This is a genomic window from Streptomyces sp. NPDC098789, from assembly GCF_044759975.1.
Lineage (GTDB): Bacteria > Actinomycetota > Actinomycetes > Streptomycetales > Streptomycetaceae > Streptomyces.
In genome coordinates this window covers 65,826-84,693 of the sequence record NZ_JBIWAJ010000016.1, presented here as the reverse complement: position 1 = coordinate 84,693, position 18,868 = coordinate 65,826, and the positions used below count along the sequence as shown (strand labels likewise).

General features: G+C 70.3%; 24 protein-coding genes. 13 read left to right on the top strand and 11 right to left on the bottom strand.

What is annotated here, in order from left to right; genetic code table 11:
• Positions 1 to 23: 23 nt before the first annotated feature.
• From sucB to ACIQWR_RS28660, 4 genes are all read left to right on the top strand, one after another.
• Positions 24 to 1,817, top strand: coding sequence for a 2-oxoglutarate dehydrogenase, E2 component, dihydrolipoamide succinyltransferase (gene sucB, locus ACIQWR_RS28675; protein WP_404015267.1), 1,794 nt, complete (start codon positions 24 to 26; stop codon positions 1,815 to 1,817).
• A 186-nt stretch (positions 1,818 to 2,003) separates the two neighbouring features.
• Positions 2,004 to 2,627: a GntR family transcriptional regulator gene (locus tag ACIQWR_RS28670; protein WP_404015607.1), complete on the top strand. Its 624-nt coding sequence runs from the start codon at positions 2,004 to 2,006 to the stop codon at positions 2,625 to 2,627.
• Between the two features lie 213 nt (positions 2,628 to 2,840).
• The gene (gene aceE, locus ACIQWR_RS28665; RefSeq protein ID WP_404015264.1) at positions 2,841 to 5,525 is read left to right on the top strand and encodes a pyruvate dehydrogenase (acetyl-transferring), homodimeric type; all 2,685 of its coding nucleotides are present in this window, start codon (positions 2,841 to 2,843) and stop codon (positions 5,523 to 5,525) included.
• Positions 5,526 to 5,680: 155 nt separating this feature from the next.
• A complete protein-coding gene (locus ACIQWR_RS28660; RefSeq protein ID WP_399266845.1) occupies positions 5,681 to 6,199 on the top strand; it encodes a DUF4240 domain-containing protein in 519 nt (172 codons plus the stop codon).
• Between the two features lie 11 nt (positions 6,200 to 6,210).
• Here ACIQWR_RS28660 and ACIQWR_RS28655 read toward each other — a convergent pair whose 3' ends face one another.
• The gene (locus ACIQWR_RS28655) at positions 6,211 to 6,981 is read right to left on the bottom strand and encodes an SDR family NAD(P)-dependent oxidoreductase (RefSeq protein ID WP_404015260.1); all 771 of its coding nucleotides are present in this window, start codon (positions 6,979 to 6,981) and stop codon (positions 6,211 to 6,213) included.
• A gap of 86 nt (positions 6,982 to 7,067) precedes the next feature.
• On the opposite strand from ACIQWR_RS28655, the gene ACIQWR_RS28650 reads away from it, so the two are divergent.
• Positions 7,068 to 7,721, top strand: coding sequence for a TetR/AcrR family transcriptional regulator (locus tag ACIQWR_RS28650; protein WP_404015257.1), 654 nt, complete (start codon positions 7,068 to 7,070; stop codon positions 7,719 to 7,721).
• A 103-nt stretch (positions 7,722 to 7,824) separates the two neighbouring features.
• Here ACIQWR_RS28650 and ACIQWR_RS28645 read toward each other — a convergent pair whose 3' ends face one another.
• From ACIQWR_RS28645 to ACIQWR_RS28635, 3 genes are all read right to left on the bottom strand, one after another.
• Positions 7,825 to 8,082, bottom strand: a complete 258-nt coding sequence (locus ACIQWR_RS28645; protein WP_404015254.1) for a Txe/YoeB family addiction module toxin — start codon at positions 8,080 to 8,082, stop codon at positions 7,825 to 7,827.
• On the bottom strand, positions 8,079 to 8,336 hold the full coding sequence (locus tag ACIQWR_RS28640; protein ID WP_404015251.1) for a type II toxin-antitoxin system Phd/YefM family antitoxin: 258 nt from the start codon (positions 8,334 to 8,336) through the stop codon (positions 8,079 to 8,081). The genes ACIQWR_RS28645 and ACIQWR_RS28640 overlap by 4 nt, the downstream gene beginning before the upstream one ends.
• A gap of 262 nt (positions 8,337 to 8,598) precedes the next feature.
• Positions 8,599 to 8,823, bottom strand: coding sequence for a hypothetical protein (locus ACIQWR_RS28635; RefSeq protein WP_404015248.1), 225 nt, complete (start codon positions 8,821 to 8,823; stop codon positions 8,599 to 8,601).
• 212 nt (positions 8,824 to 9,035) lie between these two features.
• Between ACIQWR_RS28635 and ACIQWR_RS28630 the strand changes: the two genes are divergently transcribed.
• The 6 genes from ACIQWR_RS28630 (at position 9,036) to ACIQWR_RS28605 (ending at position 12,198) form a co-directional block, all read left to right on the top strand.
• A complete protein-coding gene (locus tag ACIQWR_RS28630) occupies positions 9,036 to 9,824 on the top strand; it encodes a DUF6907 domain-containing protein (protein WP_404015246.1) in 789 nt (262 codons plus the stop codon).
• Positions 9,821 to 10,198 carry a DUF6907 domain-containing protein gene (locus tag ACIQWR_RS28625; protein WP_404015243.1) on the top strand — a complete coding sequence of 126 codons (378 nt, stop codon included), beginning with the start codon at positions 9,821 to 9,823 and terminating at the stop codon, positions 10,196 to 10,198. The genes ACIQWR_RS28630 and ACIQWR_RS28625 overlap by 4 nt, the downstream gene beginning before the upstream one ends.
• Positions 10,198 to 10,509: a hypothetical protein gene (locus ACIQWR_RS28620; protein WP_404015240.1), complete on the top strand. Its 312-nt coding sequence runs from the start codon at positions 10,198 to 10,200 to the stop codon at positions 10,507 to 10,509. Before ACIQWR_RS28625 ends, ACIQWR_RS28620 begins: the two co-directional genes overlap by 1 nt.
• Before the next feature lie 217 nt (positions 10,510 to 10,726).
• Entirely contained in the window at positions 10,727 to 11,017 is a 291-nt protein-coding gene (locus ACIQWR_RS28615) for an HNH endonuclease (protein WP_404015238.1), read from the top strand.
• Between the two features lie 354 nt (positions 11,018 to 11,371).
• A complete protein-coding gene (locus tag ACIQWR_RS28610) occupies positions 11,372 to 11,755 on the top strand; it encodes a hypothetical protein (RefSeq protein ID WP_404015235.1) in 384 nt (127 codons plus the stop codon).
• A 5-nt stretch (positions 11,756 to 11,760) separates the two neighbouring features.
• Positions 11,761 to 12,198, top strand: a complete 438-nt coding sequence (locus tag ACIQWR_RS28605; RefSeq protein ID WP_404015233.1) for a DUF6907 domain-containing protein — start codon at positions 11,761 to 11,763, stop codon at positions 12,196 to 12,198.
• Between the two features lie 939 nt (positions 12,199 to 13,137).
• Here the strand turns inward: ACIQWR_RS28605 and cyaB are convergent.
• Together cyaB and ACIQWR_RS28595 are read right to left on the bottom strand one after the other, a co-directional pair.
• Positions 13,138 to 13,695 (bottom strand): class IV adenylate cyclase, encoded by a 558-nt coding sequence (cyaB, locus tag ACIQWR_RS28600; protein ID WP_404015230.1) that lies wholly within the window; start codon positions 13,693 to 13,695, stop codon positions 13,138 to 13,140.
• Between the two features lie 19 nt (positions 13,696 to 13,714).
• A complete protein-coding gene (locus tag ACIQWR_RS28595; protein WP_404015227.1) occupies positions 13,715 to 14,560 on the bottom strand; it encodes a helix-turn-helix domain-containing protein in 846 nt (281 codons plus the stop codon).
• A 100-nt stretch (positions 14,561 to 14,660) separates the two neighbouring features.
• Here ACIQWR_RS28595 and ACIQWR_RS28590 point away from each other — a divergent pair, with 100 nt between their 5' ends.
• On the top strand, positions 14,661 to 15,029 hold the full coding sequence (locus tag ACIQWR_RS28590; protein WP_404015224.1) for a hypothetical protein: 369 nt from the start codon (positions 14,661 to 14,663) through the stop codon (positions 15,027 to 15,029).
• Positions 15,030 to 15,262: 233 nt separating this feature from the next.
• Positions 15,263 to 15,493, top strand: a complete 231-nt coding sequence (locus tag ACIQWR_RS28585; RefSeq protein WP_404015222.1) for a hypothetical protein — start codon at positions 15,263 to 15,265, stop codon at positions 15,491 to 15,493.
• A 62-nt stretch (positions 15,494 to 15,555) separates the two neighbouring features.
• On the opposite strand, the gene ACIQWR_RS28580 is transcribed toward ACIQWR_RS28585, so the two are convergent.
• The 5 genes from ACIQWR_RS28580 to ACIQWR_RS28560 form a co-directional block, all read right to left on the bottom strand.
• Positions 15,556 to 16,785, bottom strand: a complete 1,230-nt coding sequence (locus ACIQWR_RS28580; protein WP_404015220.1) for a phage major capsid protein — start codon at positions 16,783 to 16,785, stop codon at positions 15,556 to 15,558.
• 268 nt (positions 16,786 to 17,053) lie between these two features.
• A complete protein-coding gene (locus ACIQWR_RS28575; RefSeq protein ID WP_404015217.1) occupies positions 17,054 to 17,332 on the bottom strand; it encodes a hypothetical protein in 279 nt (92 codons plus the stop codon).
• Positions 17,333 to 17,341: 9 nt separating this feature from the next.
• Complete coding sequence (locus tag ACIQWR_RS28570; protein ID WP_404015216.1) at positions 17,342 to 17,827, bottom strand: phage terminase small subunit P27 family; 486 nt, start codon at positions 17,825 to 17,827, stop codon at positions 17,342 to 17,344.
• An 85-nt stretch (positions 17,828 to 17,912) separates the two neighbouring features.
• Entirely contained in the window at positions 17,913 to 18,287 is a 375-nt protein-coding gene (locus ACIQWR_RS28565; RefSeq protein ID WP_404015213.1) for a hypothetical protein, read from the bottom strand.
• Positions 18,288 to 18,481: 194 nt separating this feature from the next.
• The gene (locus ACIQWR_RS28560; RefSeq protein WP_404015210.1) at positions 18,482 to 18,739 is read right to left on the bottom strand and encodes a hypothetical protein; all 258 of its coding nucleotides are present in this window, start codon (positions 18,737 to 18,739) and stop codon (positions 18,482 to 18,484) included.
• Positions 18,740 to 18,868 lie beyond the last annotated feature (129 nt).

Below are 18,868 nucleotides of genomic sequence, written 5' to 3'. Positions count from 1 at the left end.
TTCCGTTAGGAGCAACTGAAACCATGTCGGTTTCCGTAACCCTTCCGGCGCTCGGTGAGAGCGTCACCGAGGGCACCGTCACCCGCTGGCTGAAGGCCGAGGGCGAGCGCGTCGAGGCCGACGAGCCGTTGCTCGAGGTCTCGACCGACAAGGTCGACACCGAGATCCCCTCCCCCGTCTCCGGCATCCTGGCCTCCATCAAGGTGGCCGAGGACGAGACCGTCGAGGTCGGCGCCGAGCTGGCCGTCATCGACGACGGCAGCGGCGCCCCGGCTCCGGCCGCGGCCCCCGCCGCAGAGCCGGCCGTCGCCGAGGCCCCCGCGGCCCCGGCTCCGGTCGCCGAGGCCCCGGCGGCTCCGGCCCCCGTGGCCGAGACCCCCGCCCCCGCCGCCGCGGCCCCCGCGTCCGGCACCGACGTCGTGCTCCCCGCCCTGGGCGAGTCCGTCACCGAGGGCACCGTCACCCGTTGGCTGAAGCAGGTCGGTGAGTCGGTCGAGGCCGACGAGCCGCTGCTGGAGGTCTCCACCGACAAGGTCGACACCGAGATCCCGGCGCCCGTCTCGGGCACCCTGCTGGAGATCCTGGTCGCCGAGGACGAGAACGCCGAGGTCGGCGCTCGCCTGGCCGTCATCGGCGTGGCGGGCGCGGCTCCCGCGGCCGCTCCGGCCGCCGCCGCTCCGGCTCCGGTCGCGGCTCCGGCCCCGGTCGCCGCTCCGGCCCCGGTCGCCGCTCCGGCCCCGGTCGCCGCTCCGGCTCCGGTCGCCGCTCCGGCCCCGGTCGTCCAGGCCCCGGCTCCGGTCGCCCCGGCCGCTCCGGCCCCCGTCGCCGCTCCGGCTCCGGTCGCGACTCCGGCGCCCGTCGCCCCGGTCGCGCCGGTCTCCGCCGGTGACGAGGGCGCGTACGTGACCCCGCTGGTGCGCAAGCTCGCCTCGGAGTCCGGCGTCAACCTGTCCGCCGTGACGGGCACCGGTGTCGGTGGCCGCATCCGCAAGCAGGACGTCCTGGCCGCCGCCGAGGCCGCCAAGGCCGCCGCCGCGCCGGCTCCGGCCGCCGCTGCCGCCGCTCCGAAGGCCGCCGCCCCGGCCGCCGTCTCGGAGCTGCGCGGTCAGACCGTCAAGATGACCCGCATGCGCAAGGTCATCGGCGACAACATGATGAAGGCGCTGCACTCGCAGGCGCAGCTCAGCTCCGTGGTCGAGGTGGACATCACCAAGATCATGAAGCTGCGCGGCCAGGCCAAGGACTCGTTCCTGGCCCGTGAGGGCGTCAAGCTCTCGCCGATGCCGTTCTTCGTCAAGGCCGCGGCCCAGGCGCTGAAGGCCCACGCGGTCGTCAACGCCCGGATCAACGAGGACGAGGGCACGATCACCTACTTCGACTCGGAGAACATCGGCATCGCCGTGGACTCCGAGAAGGGCCTGATGACCCCGGTCATCAAGGGTGCCGGTGACCTCAACCTGGCGGGCATCTCCAAGGCGACCGCCTCGCTGGCCGCCAAGGTCCGCGGCAACAAGATCACGCCGGACGAGCTGTCGGGCGCGACCTTCACCATCAGCAACACCGGCTCGCGCGGTGCGCTGTTCGACACCGTCATCGTGCCGCCGAACCAGGTCGCCATCCTGGGCATCGGTGCCACGGTCAAGCGCCCGGTGGTCATCGAGACCGCCGAGGGCACGAACATCGGCATCCGCGACATGACGTACCTGACCCTGTCCTACGACCACCGTCTGGTGGACGGCGCGGACGCGGCCCGGTACCTCTCGGCCGTGAAGGCGATCCTGGAGGCCGGCGAGTTCGAGGTCGAGCTCGGCCTCTAGCAGCACCGCTGTTGTAACGAGCCTCACCGTCGGCGCCCCCGTCCGGAATACTTCCGGGCGGGGGCGCCGCCGTATTCTCTAGGGCATCGGGCGGCTCCCCCCTCGGGCGGCCCGAGTCCGGTCCGAGTCCGGTCCGAGTCCGGTCCGCACGGCCCTGTACACCGATCAGGAGATGAAGACCCGATGATCACGCCACCCGTGGTGCACTCGCTGCGCGAGCAGATCCGCGAGCACATCGTGGAGGGGATCGTCAGCGGGCGCTGGAAGCCCGGCGAGCGGATCGTGGAGCGCCGGATCGCCGTCGAGCTGGAGGTCAGCCAGACGCCGGTGCGCGAGGCCCTGCGCGAGCTGGAGACCCTGCGGCTGATCGAGTCGGCGCCGAACAAGGGCGTGCGGGTGCGCAACCTCTCCGCGACCGACCTGGAGGAGATCTACCCGGTCCGCGCGGGCCTGGAGCAGATCGCCGCGGAGCTGGCGGCGCCCCGCCTGGCGGCCGACTGCACGGCCCTGGAGCCGCACGTGGCGGCCCTGTGGGAGGCCGACCGCAGCGAGGACGGCACGGCGCAGGTGCGGCACACCGTGGGCTTCCACCGGGAGCTGGTGCGGGCCGCCGGGAACAGCGTGCTGCTGCACACCTGGGAGAGCCTGGGCATCGAGGTGTTCACGGCCCTGTCGATCCGTTGGCTGGGAACCGTGCAGAAGTCGTACGCCGAGGAGCACGCCTCGCTCGTCGAGGCCTTCCGCAACCGCGACCCCGAGATCGGTCTGCTGGTGAAGCGGCACGTCCTGGGGTGCGCTCCGCGCGCCTGAATTGACCTGATTTGCCCGGCACCGGGTGCCTTGATTCATGGCACCCGGTGCCGACTTTTGTCACATGGCCATTTTTTCGCCACTTTCATTTGATCGATCATCGATCAGCGATTTACAGTCATCCGCGGACCCCACCCGGGTCCAACGACCCTGTCCTGCCCGTCAGGGATTTTCTCCACCACCTCTCCTTTGTCCGGAAGGCGGCGCACACCGATGTCCGACCCCGTAGGAAAGCTTCCGAGCGAGCTCGACCAGCTCCCGGACCGCGACACCGAGGAGACCGCCGAATGGGCGGCCTCCCTCGACGCCGTCGCACAGGCCGCCGGTACGCGCCGCGCCGAATACCTGCTCCGCCGCACGCTCCAGCACGCCGAGGCCGCCGGCCTCGCGCTGCCGAAGCTGCTGGAGACGGACTACGTCAACACCATCCCCACCGCCGCGGAGCCGGAGTTCCCCGGTGACGAGGCGATGGAAGCCCGGATCACCGCCTGGAACCGCTGGAACGCGGCCGCCATGGTGACCCGCGGCTCCAAGTACGGCGTCGGCGGCCACATCGCCACCTTCGCCTCGGCGGCCTGGCTCTACGAGACCGGCTTCCAGCACTTCTTCCGGGGCAAGGAGGCCGACGGATCGGGCGACCAGCTCTACATCCAGGGCCACGCCTCCCCCGGCATCTACGCCCGCGCCTTCCTCGACGGCCGGATCTCCGAGCAGCAGCTCGACCTCTTCCGGCAGGAGTCGGGCGGCAACGGCCTCCCGTCCTACCCGCACCCGCGGCGCCTGCCCTGGCTGTGGGAGTTCCCGACGGTCTCCATGGGCCTCGGCCCGCTCTCCGCGATCTACCAGGCGCGGTTCAACCGCTACCTGCACAACCGGAGCATCAAGGACACCGCCAACTCGCACGTCTGGGCCTTCCTGGGCGACGGCGAGATGGACGAGCCGGAGTCGACCGCCGCCCTGGCCCTGGCCTCCCGCGAGCAGCTCGACAACCTGACCTTCGTCATCAACTGCAACCTGCAGCGCCTCGACGGTCCGGTCCGCGCGAACTTCCGCGTGGTGCAGGAGCTGGAAGCCCAGTTCCGCGGCGCCGGCTGGAACGTCATCAAGTCCCTGTGGGGCTCCGCCTGGGACGAGCTCTTCCAGCTCGACACCACGGGCGCCCTGGTACGCCGCCTGCGCGAGGTACCGGACGCGCAGTTCCAGACGTACGCGACCCGCGACGTGGCCTACATCCGCCAGCACTTCTTCGGCGCCAACGCCGAGCTCGTGCAGCTGGCCGGCGTACTGTCCGACGCGAAGATCATCGAGTGCTTCCACACCTCCCGCGGCGGCCACGAGCCCCGCAAGGTCTACGCCGCGTACAAAGCCGCGCTGGAGCACAAGGGTGCTCCGACGGTCATCCTCGCGCAGACCGTCAAGGGCTACACGCTGGGCGCCGGGTTCGAGTCGAAGAACGCGAACCACCAGATGAAGAAGCTGACGGTCGACGAGTTCAAGAGCATGCGCGACAAGCTCGACCTCCCGATCCCGGACAGCGCCTTCGTCGACGGCCAGGTGCCCTACGGCCACCCGGGCGCCGACAGCCCCGAGGTGCGGTACCTGAACGAGCGCCGCGCGGCGCTCGGCGGCCCGGCCCCGGCCCGCAAGGTCGAGCACGTGGCCCTGCCCGCGCCGGCGGACCGTTCCTTCGCCCCGCTGCTCAAGGGCTCCGGCAAGCAGGAGATGGCCACCACCATGGCCTTCGTCCGGCTCGTCAAGGACCTGATGCGGGACAAGGAGACCGGCAAGCGCTGGGTGCCGATCGTCCCCGACGAGGCCCGCACCTTCGGCATGGAGTCCCTCTTCCCGTCGGCCGGCATCTACTCGCCGCTCGGCCAGACGTACGATCCGGTCGACCGCGACCAGCTCATGTACTACAAGGAAGCCAAGGACGGCCAGATCCTCAACGAGGGGATCACCGAGGCCGGCGCCATGGCCGACTTCATCGCCGCCTGCACGTCGTACGCGACGCACGGCGAGCCGATGATCCCCTTCTACATCTTCTACTCGATGTTCGGCTGGCAGCGCACCGCCGACCAGATGTGGCAGCTCGCCGACCAGCTCGGCAAGGGCTTCATCGTCGGCGCCACCGCCGGTCGCACCACGCTGACCGGCGAGGGCCTCCAGCACGCGGACGGCCACTCGCACCTGATCGCGTCCACGAACCCGGCGTCGCTCAACTACGACCCGGCCTTCGCGTTCGAGATCGCGGTGATCGTCAAGGACGGCCTGCGCCGGATGTACGGCGAGCAGCCGGAAGACGTCTTCTACTACCTGACGGTCTACAACGAGCCGAAGGTGCAGCCCGCGATGCCCGAGGGCGTCGAGGAAGGCATCATCAAGGGTCTGTACCGCTTCAACACCGCGGCCGACCTGGCGGAGGCGGCCCCGGCCACCGACGCCCCGAAGATCCAGCTCATGGCCTCCGGCACGGCGATCCACTGGATCCTCGAGGCGCAGAAGCTCCTCGCCGCCGAGTGGAACGTCGCCGCCGACGTCTGGTCCGCCACCTCGTGGGGCGAGCTGCGCCGCGACGCGCTGGAGTGCGACGAGGCCCTGCTGCGCGGCGAGGTGCGCACGCCGTACGTCACCCGCGCGCTGGAAGGCGCCCAGGGCCCGGTCCTGGCCGTCTCCGACTGGATGCGTCAGGTCCCGGACCAGATCAGCCAGTGGGTCGAGCAGGACTACACCTCGCTGGGTACGGACGGCTTCGGCCTCTCCGACACCCGTGAGGGTGCGCGCCGCCACTTCGGCGTCGACGCCCAGTCGATCGTGGTCGCCGCGCTGGCCCAGCTGGCCCGCCGCGGCGAGGTCCCGGCCTCGTCCGTGAAGGAAGCCCGCGAGCGCTACGGCCTCTGAGCCGCGGCGCGGCCGACGCGCCGACGCGTTGACGCACTGACGCACTGACGCACTGAGCCGAAAGGCCGGTGTCCACCCCTTCCGGGGGCGGACACCGGCCTTTCGCCGTACGCGCGGTGGCGGGTGGGGGTCGCAACCGTGATGCTGGAGCGGTGATGGACGAGACGGAGTTCTGGGAGATCGTCGACAGCACCCGCGCGGCCGCCGGAGGCGACCCCGAGGACCATGCCGACCTGCTCGTGGAACGGTTGGTGCGGCTCGACCCGGACTCCGTCCTGGACTTCGCCCGGCACTTCGAGTCGCGGTACAACCGCGCGTACACCTGGGAGCTGTGGGGGGCGGCCGCCGTCCTGCTGAACGGGGCGAGCGACGACGCCTTCGACTTCTTCCGCTGTTGGCTGATCGGCCAGGGCCGGGAGGTCTTCGAGGGCGCGGTGCACGACCCGGAGCACCTCGCGGAGCTGCTGGACGACTTCGACGAGGAGATCGACGGGGACGGCGAGGAGCTGGGGTACGCCGCCGACGAGGCGTACGAGCAGCTGACCGGCGCGCAGCCGCCGGACCTGGGCATTCCCGAGCAGGCCGCAGAGCCGGAGGGCGCCGTGCTCGACCTGGAGGACGAGGCCGGGCTGGCGGAGCACTTCCCCCGGCTCTGGGACCGCTTCGGCGGCTGAGGTCCCGCTCGTCAGTAGTGCGTGCCGCCGTCGATGCGGATCTCCGTGCCGGTGATGAAGGCGCCGTCCTCCGAGCCGAGCATCGCCACGACGCCCGCGACGGTCTGCGGTCCGGCGAAGCCCTGGCCGAGGGCCGGGGCCAGCTTGGTGAACAGGCTCCAGTCGGTGTCCTCGGGCAGGCCGGGGCCGTTGCCCGTGGTCATCCCGCTCTCGATGGAGCCGGGGGCGACGGCGACGAAGCGCACGCCCTGCTTGCTGTACTCGGCGGCGAGGGCGTGGGTCATCGACTGGATGCCGCCCTTGCTCGCCGCGTAGGCGGCCATGTAGGGGTGGGCGAAGGACGCCGAGGTGGAGCTGAAGTTGACGACGACCGGCTGGTCGCCCTCGATCAGCGCCGGGATCGCCTCGCGGATCATCAGGAAGGTGCCGGTCAGGTTGACCGTGATGACCTGGTTCCAGAAGTCGAGCGTCGTCTGGTGGGTGTGCGAGGAGCGCAGGATCCCGGCGGCGTTGACGAGTACGTCGAGGCCCCCGAGGCCCGCGACGGCCTCGGCCACTCCGGCCCGTACGGCGGCCTCGTCCGATATGTCGAGGACCGCGGTGGTGAGCGCTGCGGCGTGCCCGTCGGCCGCGGCCCGCTCGGCGGTGGCCTTCAGGCCGGCCTCGCTGACGTCCACGGTGTGGACCCGGCCGCCTTCGGACAGGATGCGGTGGACGGTGGCCTGCCCGATGCCGGAGCCACCGCCGGTGATGAGGACGCGACGTCCTTCGTAACGGTTCATGGGACCGAGCGTACGACTCGATGGCACGTTTTGCCAGCATGACAATGAATGCCGTCCAATGTGATGGGCAGAGGTAGGCTTCGGGGGTGAGATCTCCCCGTCCGTACTCTCCCCAGCCCGGCCCCGCAGCGCAGTCCCTGACCGAACGGCGCAAGGCCGCCACCCAGCTGGACATCGCCCGCGCCGCCTGCGAACTCTTCGCCGAACACGGCCCCGACGGCACCACCGCCGAGGACATCGCGCACCGCGCGGGCGTCGCACTGCGCACGTTCTACCGCTACTTCCGCAACAAACAGGAAGCCGTGGCGCCGCTGCTCGCGGGCGGCGGCGACGAGTGGCGGGCCCTACTGGCCGAGGAGCACCCCGGCACCCCCCTGGCCGAAGCCCTGGAGCGCGCCGTCACCCGCTCCCTCACGGACCCGCTCGTCATCGGCGAGGGCCTGGAGGTGACCCGCGGCCTGCTGCGCGCGGCGGCCGGCGACCCCGCCCTGCGGGCCGTCTGGTACCGGGTCAACCAGGAGTCCGAGGAACAGCTGGTCCCCCTGATAGCACGGCTGGCCGGCCCGGACGCGGACGCCCTGGCGGTACGCCTCCTCGCGGCGGCGGCCACCGACGCCATCCGGGTCGCCCTGGAGGTCTGGTCCACGGGCGACGGCCCCACCACGGGCCCGGGCTCCCCCGCCACCCTCGCGGTCCACGCCCTCCACGCCCTGACGAACGGCATGCCGGCCGTGCGCTGAGGCAGCGCGTGCGAGCACTCACGACGCACCCGGCCCCCGCCACCTCAGCCGAGGGCGACGGGGGCCGTCATGCGAACGACGCCCCGGCGGAACGCGTGCACGGTCATTCGTAGTGGTAGCGACACTGGGCGACGAGGACGCCGTCTTCGACGGCTTTGTAGATCAGCCGGTGCTCGTCATTGATCCGGCGGGACCAGTAGCCCTGGAATCCGTGCTTGAGCGGTTCCGGTTTCCCGATCCCCTCGTTTCCGTTCCGCGCGATGTCGGCAATGAGCGCATTGATCCGCTTCAGCATCTTCCGGTCCTGGATCTGCCACCACAGATAGTCCTCCCAGGCGCGAGAAGCGAAGGTGACCTTCACTCGTCGGGCACCAGGTCGCGCACCGCGCCGCCACCGCTCTCCAGCTCATCGATGGAGGCGAGCAGCCGACGCGCATTGGCGGGATTCCGCAGAAGGTACGCGGTCTCCTTCAGCGACTGGTAGTCCTCAAGGGAGACTATGACGACGGGATCGTGTCCGGCGCGGGTGATGACGACCTCTTCACGATCGTCAGTGACGGAGTTGAGCACCTCGGCATACCGCGCCCGGGACTCCGAGTACGTCATCGTCTTCATGGCCAACCTCCTCGACGTACAAGAAACTGTACGCCGGCTGCATGCGCCCCGCAACCAAAGCCCGAGCGCCTCACCGCGCCGTCCACGCAGCAAGGGCCGCCACCTCCCGGGGGAGGTGGCGGCCCTTGTGGGTGCTGCGGCGCGGCTTAGAGGTCGAAGTACAGCTCGAACTCGGACACGGATTCTGCCACCAGGAAGAACGTCCCCATATCACGCTGACCTGCAGCTTCTAGCGTTGACCCGTGATGGCTCGCGCTAGGAGTTATTGATCGTCCTGCGGACTGCCTGCGGACTGCGCGCCGTCACCTTGCGTGTCGAGCGGCGGCCGCTTCGGCATCTTGGCTCCGGGCAGCCGGGCGTACCAGGCGAAGAACTCGCGGGCGAGCGCGGATCGGTCAGTGGGGGGCGTCGCTTTCGCCGCCGCGTCTCCTGCCGCGTCCCACAGCTCCGGGGAGATGCGGATCGGCTTGGTGGGTGTCTTGGCCATGAGGCCAAGGTACCGGTCCGTAGCTACAGGGGCAATGACCAGGGAGTCGAAGGTGTAGCTACAGGAAACCCAAGCGAAGGGCTTGCGGTGTAGCTACACGCGGGTCTAGCGTGTAGCTACACAGACCGCCCCGGAAACGGGAACGGCCCCGTCTGGTGTGTCACCACCTGACGGGGCCTGCGATCCGAACCCTGAGTAGAGGGAGTCGAACCATGAGCCCTACCGTACCCCTGCCCGCTGATCTGCCGCGGATGTTCCGTCCGGCGCCGAAGTTGGCCGCGGTCCCGTCGCAACCGGCCGCCGCTGACCGCGAGTCCCTGAAGCCCGCCGCCGGCCGCACCATCACGTACCCGCTCGTCGGCGGTGGCTTCCTGACCGCGCCGTGCCCGTCGTGGTGCACCGTGGACCACTCCGACGACGCCGAGCACGGCATCGCCCCCGGCGAGCTCCTCCACCAGGGCGACAAGCTGTCCCTCCCCTTCGAGCTGGCCGACGGCAGCACCATCGAGGTGCTGTCGGTCCGGATCGAGCAGTACCCCTACGCCCACGACGGGGAGTCGGACCGCGTCCACGCGGCCCTGGTCCCCTCCGAGGACGACGGCGAGCAGACCGGCTACCTGTCGGCCGCCGAGCTGCAGGCCGAGATCCAGCGCACCTACGCGTACCTGGCGAGCCTGGGCCGCTTGGCCGAGCAGCTGGCCGAGGCGCGCACCGAGCAGCACGCGGCGTTCTACAACGCCCGCGGCCTGGCCGTCGAGGGTGCGTGGCACGGCCTGTCGCCCGATGACGTTGAGACGATGCCGCTCCCGTACTTGCTCCGCGTGTTCCGGGCGACGGTCGTTGGGCTCGATAGTCCGGACGAGACGCTGGTAAATCACCTGCTGGCGCACCCGGACGGCACGCACACCGTGAACGTGGACCGCCGGCTGACGTCGTTGATGCGCGAGCGGGCGATCCGGCAGCTGCTGGCGAACCGCCTGTACGTGCGGAGCGCAGCGTGAGCGCCGGCCGCACCGTGACGGTGCAGACGTCCGACCACGGCACCCTGGCGGTTCCTGAGCCGTCCTGGTGCCGCGGGGAGCACCTCTCCCGTACCGCCCGCGCCGATATCCACCACGAGGGCGAGGAGCTGTCAGCCACGGTTGACGTCCCCGGCTTCGGGCGGGTGTCGTTCCTGACGGCGTTCCTGTCGCAGTACCCGTTCGCCGAGAGCAGCGGCCGCGGGGTGACGGTGGCCGTCGAGATCGAGGGCGAGCACCACGAGTTCGACCCGACGAGCCTCGCCAACCTGGCCGCGGCGGTGACCGCGCACGCCCTGTACGGGCTGCTCCCGCTCCGGCGGCAGCTGCAGGCCATCCAGGGCGGGGGCGAGTGATGAGCTCGAACTACTGGGAGCTGCTCTTCCGGGACATCACCGCGGACAAGCTGTTCGTCCTGGAGGAGGAGGCGGGCGAGATGGACGCGGCGAGCGACTACGTCGAGGCCCTGCTGGTCGTCCTCGCGCAGTGGCGCAAGGAGCTGGAGGCCGCCACGTGGCGCCGCGAGTCCGAGGGCCGGGCCTACCGGCGGTCGGCCGAGCGGCTGCGCGAGGCGTGGCTGGTGTACAGCTTCCGGAACCAGGCGACCGTGTCGTTCATGCCCGAGACGTTCGACCTCGAGGTTCCGTCGAAGCGCGGTGCGCAGTGATGGGCGCCGCGGTTGTCCGCCGCCCGACGGAGCAGGCGGCCGTCAGTCGGGTCGTGAAGTCGGCCCGGCCCCTTCCGTCGCTCGTGGTCGCGTTCGAGGGTCTGGCGGACTGTGAGGCGCGCGGGGACCTGTGCGGGGCGCGGCTGTGCCGGAGCTTGGTGCAGCGGATCGCGCGGGACGGGTGGGTCGGCGAATGAGCCGCGGACGGCCGGACCGTGTGACTCGCGCGCGGATCGTCGGGAACCTGGCTGAGCGGGACGGGCCGCGCTGCTTCCACTGCCGGCGCCCGTTCGCGGCGGACATGGTCGGGGCGACCCTCGACCACTACGTGCCGCGCGCGCTCTGGAAGACCTGGCGGCAGCGGAACCTCGTGCTGGCGTGCGCACCGTGCAACTGGTCGAAGGGGGACCGGTTGCCGTGGACGGTGGCGGCTCTGCTGCTGCGGAACGTGCGCCAGCACCAGCTGTGGCGGGACGCCTGCGGGGCGGCAAGTTCGCCCAGCGTGTGACCCATCTCCCCCCTCTTGTCGCCGCAGGTCGAATCCCTAATCAGGCGGCGCCAGGAGGGGGCCACGGGCGGGCCTGTCGCTGCAGGTCGAATCCCAAAAGGGGTCGGCCCGGCGAGGGGCGTTCCCGCAGCGTCTTCCACATCTCCCCCGGGGGCTCCCACCCAATACCCCCAAGGGCTCTGAGCCCAAGCCTCCCAAGCCTCCCGAGGGCTTGGCGGTAAAGGGCTCCACTGCTTCGCGGACACCGCAACGTGATCTTCGCGGTACCGCGCAAGTGATCACCGCACAACGAGAACGGCCGGCCCGGGATGCACCCCGAGCCGGCCCCGGTCCAACGCCACTGGAGGCGGAACCATGACCATTCTCTACACCCAGCGCGACGGAACGCAGGACCTGCGTCCGACCTATCCGACGCCGACGCCGCCCACCGACATCTTCGGCGCGACCGACCCCGGCGAGGACGTCCACGCGGTCATCACGCTGCAGGTGGCCATGACCCGCGACATGCTCGCCGCGGCCCTGGACCTGGCGGCCGGGAACTGCGAGGAGAGCCCCGACTCCTGGTCGGTGGAGTTCATCCGCGAGTCCATCGAGCTGCAGATGACCTACGAGAACTTCCTGCACCTGGAGCGGTCGGCCCAGGGGTACGCAGAGTGGGGCGACATCGACGACTCGATCAAGCCGTTCATCCAGGCCGCGTACCGCGCCGTGGACCGCGCCTACCCGAAGGGGCTGTGACCGGCATGGAGACCATCCGACCGCAGGCCGCATCGCAAATGCCCCCGAAGACGTACACGGGCCCGACCCTCGGCGGCGCCGTCGCGACGATCCGCTGCCCCGACTGGTGCGTCGTCGACCACGGCTACTGGGACGACAACGCTGACGACTGCTACCACAAGGGCGACGTCCTCGAGCTGGCCCTGCCGCGCGACCGGGCGAACTACCCGGCGCCGGTACCGGTACCGGTGTTGGCGGCCGAGCTGAACCTGCACTCGACCGCGCCGGGGCCGGCCGCGGCGAACGTGTGGCTGCACCTGTCGGAGTTCAAGGACGACGGGCTGGAGTTGGACCTGGCAGGCGTCGACCAGCTGCTCGCCAACGTCGACCGGTACCGCGACGGCCTGGCGGTACTGCGGGGACGTCTCGCGGCCATCGACGCGGAGCGCCGTAGGCGGTACTGAGTACCGCGCCCGGTACCGGCACTGACGCCGGTACCGGCGCCCCGAACCTTGGCCGACCAGCGGTTCTGACGGTGACGCTGACGCGAAGTGCCGCGCCACATTCACTCGATCTGCCGCGTCACTTCGGGCGGCTAGTGCGCGCACGTGCGCGCGTAGCAAGCGGTGACGTTCGCGTCCAGGGCGAGTGAATGAACGGGTGAACGACCCCGGTTTGCCCCCGGCAAGACCCCGGCTATGACCCGGTTATAGCCCGGCAAGACCCCGGCAACTGGCCGGTGCGGCAGTGATCATAGCCGGGTCATAGCCGGGGTCTTGCCGGGGGCAAACCGGGCATCCGCCGGGTGGACACCACCCGGACAGTGACCGGTATGTCCCGGCATGGGGGGCGGACAGAGGCCGGAATGGGGGCGGAATGACCCGGACACTGTCCAGCTGCTGTCCGGGGGATTTCCGGGACATAAGGGATTCTGTCCGGGGGATGTCCAGGACATACCGGTCACTGTCCGGGGTGATTCCGGGAGATTTGTCCGCTGATCGCGGCCTGATCGGCCCGTGACCTGCGACGTAGCAGCGCAGATCAGGGCCTGATCGGTGCCTGAAATGCGCAGATCGCACCCCTGCTCGGGCGCTGCTCGGCCTGCTCCGTTGCAGGTCAGGTTCTGCTCGACCGCTGCTCGTGGATCACTCCGAGCGGCTGGCGAGCAGGCGTCGAGCAAGAGCTGACCTGCAGTCGAGCAGGCCGAGCAAGCGGCGAGCAGACGTCGAGCAGGACCGCTTGATCCCGCTGACACCCATCTGACCTGCACTGACACCCGCTGACACCTCGATTGGGTGTCAGCGGGGGTGTCAGAGCCGCTGACACCCCCGTCCGCCTTAGGTAATGCGTGCGCGCGCACGAGCTGACACCCCCCTGACACCCCGCCCTGACACCCCCAGGTGTCAGCCACCCCGATGGGACGCCACGGCGTCCGTGTACAGCTCGCGCGTCAGGTCCGCTTCGACGATGCCCAACTCGGCCAGGACGGACCGCACGTCGCTGAGAGCCGCGGCCAGGTCATCCTCGTCGGCGAGCGTCTCCAGTTCCAGGAACGTGCCGTCGATCTCCGGCACCCGGACCAGCGTGGCGAGCATGCGGCGACCCAGCTCGTCGAGGTCGTAGTTCCGGCACCGCTTCTCGAACGCGATGACCGGCACGTAGCCGAGGCCGCGGAGCATGGCGTGCACCGCCTCGGCGTCCTCGACGCGGGTCTCGTGCTCGGGCTTCGAGCCCGACTCCTCGTCGACCACCGCGCCCTTGTACGTCAGCACCGTCCGGGTGTCGTCGACGCCGTGAACGGTGCGGACCCGCAGCTCCTGGCCGGCCTTCTCGAGGGCGCCCTCGAGGTCGTCGTAGTACGTGTCCTTGTACACCTCGACACGAGCGGCGGCCCGCTCGTCGAGCGCGCGCATGACCGCCTCCGGTGACTGAACCCTGGCCTTCAGCTCTGCCTCGATCACCTGTCGTCCCCTTTCCCTGTCAGACCGTGCGTTCAGCCCCATCGATGACCGCCTCGAACATCCGCCGGAACCCGCGGTACAGCGGCCCGTGCGGGGTCTCCATCACCTTGTACGTCGCCGACTCGTGGCCCTCCCAGCCGGCGTCGAACGCGCCGACGAACAGGGTGGAGTCGGTCCGGATGAGCCGCCACGTGGGCAGCATGCCGTACTGGTACACCTCGATGTCGCAGATCCCCGACAGCTCCCGCAGGCGGGCCTCGGCCAGCCGCACGCCCCCGGCGAGAGACTCGGCGGACTCCCCGATCTCCGCGGCCCGCTGAGCCAGGGCCGGCGACTCAGGGTCGAGAAGCAGCACCCGCACCCGCAGCTGCCCGCCCTCGCGGCCGAGGTGGGCGCGGAGCATCGAGTCGTTGAGCCCGATCAGGCCGAGGCCGCGGACGGCCAAGATGTCCAACTCCTTCGCCGTGCGCGCCTGCTGCTGGATCTCCTCACGCGCAGACGCCTGCGACGAGTACACCCGCACGACTTCAGGGAAGGCGGCCAGGTCGAACGCCGCACCGCCCGTCCGCTTCTCGCGACTAGCGGCCAGGCCGAGCAAGTGACGTGCATCGTCGGGCATGTTCAGGCCGTCCGCGATCCGCTCGTACACGTCCAGCCTGGAGACTGCACGGCGCCGGTTGATGATCTCGTTGACGCGGGCCTGCGTCATGCCGACCGCGGCGGCGATTCGCGCCTGGCTGGCCCCGGCGTACTGCTGCACGTGCCGGAACGTCGCCCCGACATCGCGGGCCCGGAGCGCTTCGCGAACGTCGGCCCGCTCCCATGCCCAGCTGGGGAGCTCGATCGGTACCAGTGGTGTCGTCATGGCCCGGCCCCCGGATCCCAAGGCTGTGGGGAAGTCATCCCACGGTGAGATTACCGTCCGGGTATCGAGCCGCACGCAGCGTTCGGAAGATCCTTGCGTCATGGCGGAGCAGCAGACCAGCGCGGTGGAGTTCCCCGTCCTCCCCGGCGGCTGGTGCACCTGGCATGACGGGCCCTCGGAAACAGCGTTGGTGGTGCAGTGGGGCGAATCGAGCTCGGGCCCGCCCAAGCCGCTGTACGCCTGCGCCCCGTGCCGCGAGCAGCGCAACCTCGCTCCGCCGCTCGCCCGCTGCCAGGACGTGCCCGTGCCGGGCGTCGGTGCGCTGTCGTGGGAGCAGATCCAGGGCCGGAGCTGCATCGCGTGCTCCGGACCGCTCGCCGAGAACCGGGTATGGCGGGACACGGTCATCGTCCACCAAGACGGGTACGGGCTGCCCTTCGAGGTCTACGCCTGCCCAGTGGTCCCCTGATGCGGATCCGTTGCCGCTGCGACCGGGCGATCCGTAGCTCGGAATACGAGACGATTCCCGTCGACTCGGCGTCCGGCGGTCGGCCCGACCAGCACGCCCACTGCTGGGGCGCCCCAGAATGTCGGCCCATCACCCCCGCGGACCCGCCCGACATCCACTAGCGGCGAGAGCAAGCCCGTACCCAACTTGCCAGAACACGCACAAAACGCCAGCTCGAGGCCTACTGTCCGGCCATGGAACAGAACGAGCACATCGAAGCCTGGTGGAACACCCTCGACGAGGAGAAGCGGCAGCGTCTCCTGGAGTTGGACGAGAGCGAGACGCTACCTGCGGAGTTCGTCCCGAGCATGGTCGACGCCCACGTCCTGGTGGTCGGCACGAAGTGGACGGCCGACCCGGGCTACAGCTTCCATCAGCCCGAGTCCCTGGTCGCGTTCCTCGCCGAGCGGCGCGGCCAGGAGTAGACGCAGCAGCGCCCGCCCGGATCTACGTGGCCGGGCGGGCACTGGGTGCGCTGACTGGGGAGTTACGCGGTGAGGTCGATCTCGACGATCGCGGACGGCTGGTAGATCTTCAGCCCGGCGTCCATCTCCGCGCGGAAGCGGATCATGTTCCGCTGGAAGTCGGACGCCCCGACGTCGGCGCCCAGCGCGTCCGGGTCGTAGGTGTTCTCGGACCAGTCGAAGCGGACGTCCTCGGCCAGCTGCAGCTCCGTCGCCAGCTTGAAGTTCGCCAGGTGCCCGACCCCGGCCGTCTGCGCGATCGTCGTGACCACCGGCAGGCCCCACAGCCGGCGCGCGTTCACGTCGACCGTCTGCACCGGACCGCCCAGGTAGTACTGCGCCTCGTTGTCGGCGAGGAGCTCGATGACCTCCCAGTCGTTCGGGTGGAGCACGTAGGCCGCCCCGTCCGAGAACGACAGCACCTCGAGCTTCGTCTTCGCCTTACGGGTCGTCGTGAGGATGTCCGTCACCCACGCCTGCGCCTGGGAGCCGGACACGTTCGCGATGCCGGTCATGTTCTCGCCCGACCCCGAGCCGTTGATGATCTGCGCCTCCAGGGCCATCTCGACGCCCAGCCGCATCTCCATGTCGAGGAACCGCTGCAGCATCGGCGCGTCCCGGAGATCCTGGCGGGCCACCGGCTCCGACAGGTGCGCGATCGTCCGCGTCCGGTCGTCGACCCGCTCCATCGTGAACACGCTCGTCGGCTTCAGCGCGCCGCGGGCCACGACGGTGGCGTTGTTCGTCCGCACGGTCTGCCGCATGTACGAGAAGCGGGACGGCCCGGACACGGTCGGGATGAGCTGGCGGAGCACCAGGGCGGGCACGCCGCTCCGGACCGGCTCCGCGTCCAGGGGAACCGTCAGCGGAACCGCGCCGCCCGACAGCAGGCCCTTGAAGCCCTCCGGCCCGGACACCGCGCGGATCACCTGCTCGCCCCAGTCCGAGCCGCCCGCGGCCTTCACGCGCGGGTGCAGGCTGCCGCCCTTCATGGCGGACGGGCGGGCCATGCTGTCGCCCAGCTTGCGCAGCTCCTCACTGAAGCCGGCGCCGGAGTTCTTCGCCTTCTCGGCGTTCTGCGCCACGATGATCCGGTCCTGCAGGTCCCGGGCCTTCTTCACGAGAGCGGCCGCCTGGGACGCTTCCTCGGCGGTCAGGTCACGCTTCTCACCGTCGGCCCTGCTGAGGATCGCGCGCGCTTCCTCGGTAGTGGTGCGGGCTTCAGCCTTCAGTGCTTCGATGTTCTCGCTCATGGTGTCGTCCTCAGGAAGTAGTGATCACTTCCCGCACGCTCCGGAGGCTGGCCGCGCGAGTGCGCTGGGCGGGCCTGCAACGGTGGTCCGGGCGGCGCCGAACTGAGCGGACGACATGCGCGGCCGGCGCTGTACCGGGAGGCTGGCCTGGGGCGAGCGACTTGGCGGGCGGGTCTCCCCGATGGCCGCCGCTGCACCCCCGGCTTCCTGCTACCGGAACAAGCTGCCGACGAGACATGACCTGGCCGTCGATCAACCTGTGGTCATTTTAGCTGGTAGGGCCCACTTCGCGGAAGATCTCCGCCCCGTCCTGGTACGTCGTCAACTCCCAGCAGGCGCACGGGCACGGCAGCTGCAGCATCCGCTCGACCGCCAAGCCCCCGTCGCCCATGAACCAGACGCCGCCGTCCGCGTCCATCAGCCGGCCCGCGGACGCCTCGGTCAGCCACCGGCCGTCCGGCAGCACCTCGGTCGGCGCGTGCTGCATCACCACGCACAGCAGGCGGACCCCGCCCGCTGTCCTGCCGTCGATCGCCTTCGTGTTCACCGTGTCCTCCTACGCGAACGGGTTGTCGTCGTGGTCATGACCCTCGTCAGCCGTATCCGCCAGGCCGATCCTCACCCGGGCGTCCGGCGTCAAGCCCAGCTCGCGAGCCCAGTAGCGCAGCTGCTGCGACGCCTCGCGGGCAAACTGCACGTAGGGGTTGCGCACCGCCTGGCTTCGGTCTGCGGACGACCGGCCGGCCACTACCGGACCGCGCTCCTTGATGTCCTGCGACGCCGCCAGGTACAGCGACGACCACATGCAGTACGCCGTGACCGCCATCCGGTCGCCCTCGCGGAAGCGGGTCGGGTTGCCCGCGTACTCACGAGCCAGGTGGTCCCAACGGGCACGGCCGGCCTCGTCCAGCTGCTCCGGCACCACGCCGAAGTCCAGGCCGAGGCCGCCCAGCTCGGCGTCCTTCGCGACGGTCAGCGCGCGCTGCGCCGGTCCGAGGATGCGCAGGCCCTTCGGGATCTTCATGTCACGCTGTGCAGCCACGGCTGCCCCTTTCCAAAACTGGTTTTCGGCCCTCGCGTGCGTTCCCAGCTCACCGCGGCGCTGTCCAAGCGATCTTGGTCCGTGATCACGACTCCCCTCCCCCCGAGGGGAGCGCTTCGACCTGTCGTAGGGCCTCGATCGCGGTCCGAATGCGGTCCGGAGAGGCTGCCAGGGCGAGCTTGGAGACGGCTTCAAGGGCCACAGAGGCCGCTTGGAGGCCCTGAGTGGCTGACATGGAGGCCAGGATCAGGGCTACACCCTGATGATCCCGCCTCAAAGCGGCCAGCGCAATGCTCATCGCTGCCTGCTCGGTGCTGCGCACACGGGCGAGCTTGGCCCTGTGTCGGGCCGTCAGGCCCGCCGTGCGTGCTGCTGCGAGCTCCTTGCGCTGCTTCTTCTGGGCTGCTGTCCGTCTCGTGGCCGCGACCATGCGCTGCTGGACGGTGTCGTCAACGTTCACGCTGCTTCCTCGGAGAGGGGGTGGGAGGTGTAGTTGGGACAGACCGGGGCGTGGGCGTCCATGCAGGGCCCGCTGGGGAGGGTGTGGAGGCGTGCCCCACACCCCCTGGGGCACATCCGGTACCTCCCCCGGCGCACCCCCGCCCCACATGCCGTGCAGACCCGGGGGGAGAGCCTCCTGGGGCGGGCCATGACCTACAGCCCCGCCTGGCGGACCAGGATGCGTCCGAGGAGGGTCTGGACCTTCTGCGGGTCACCTCCGGTGGCTGCGGCGCCGAGCTGCGCGCCCATGTAGGCCAGCGAGTAGATGAGTTGGGCGATCAGCTCGCCGTCCGCCTCGCCGCTGTCGTTGGCGAGGCCGCCGAGCAAGCTCTCGATGCCCTGCTGGTCGCCGCGGCTAGCGGCGTTGATCAGCGCGACGGCGGTAGTGGCTGCGTTCTTCGGGTCGGTCATCGCGTGCTCCTGAACATCGTTGGGGACGTGCATTTGCGGGCGGGGAAGGCGGTGGTTGATCTTGAATGCCGGGTGGAGGGTGGAGGGTAGTGGAGGGTTTTCCGCTTCTTCCTACGCGTGTGCGCATGG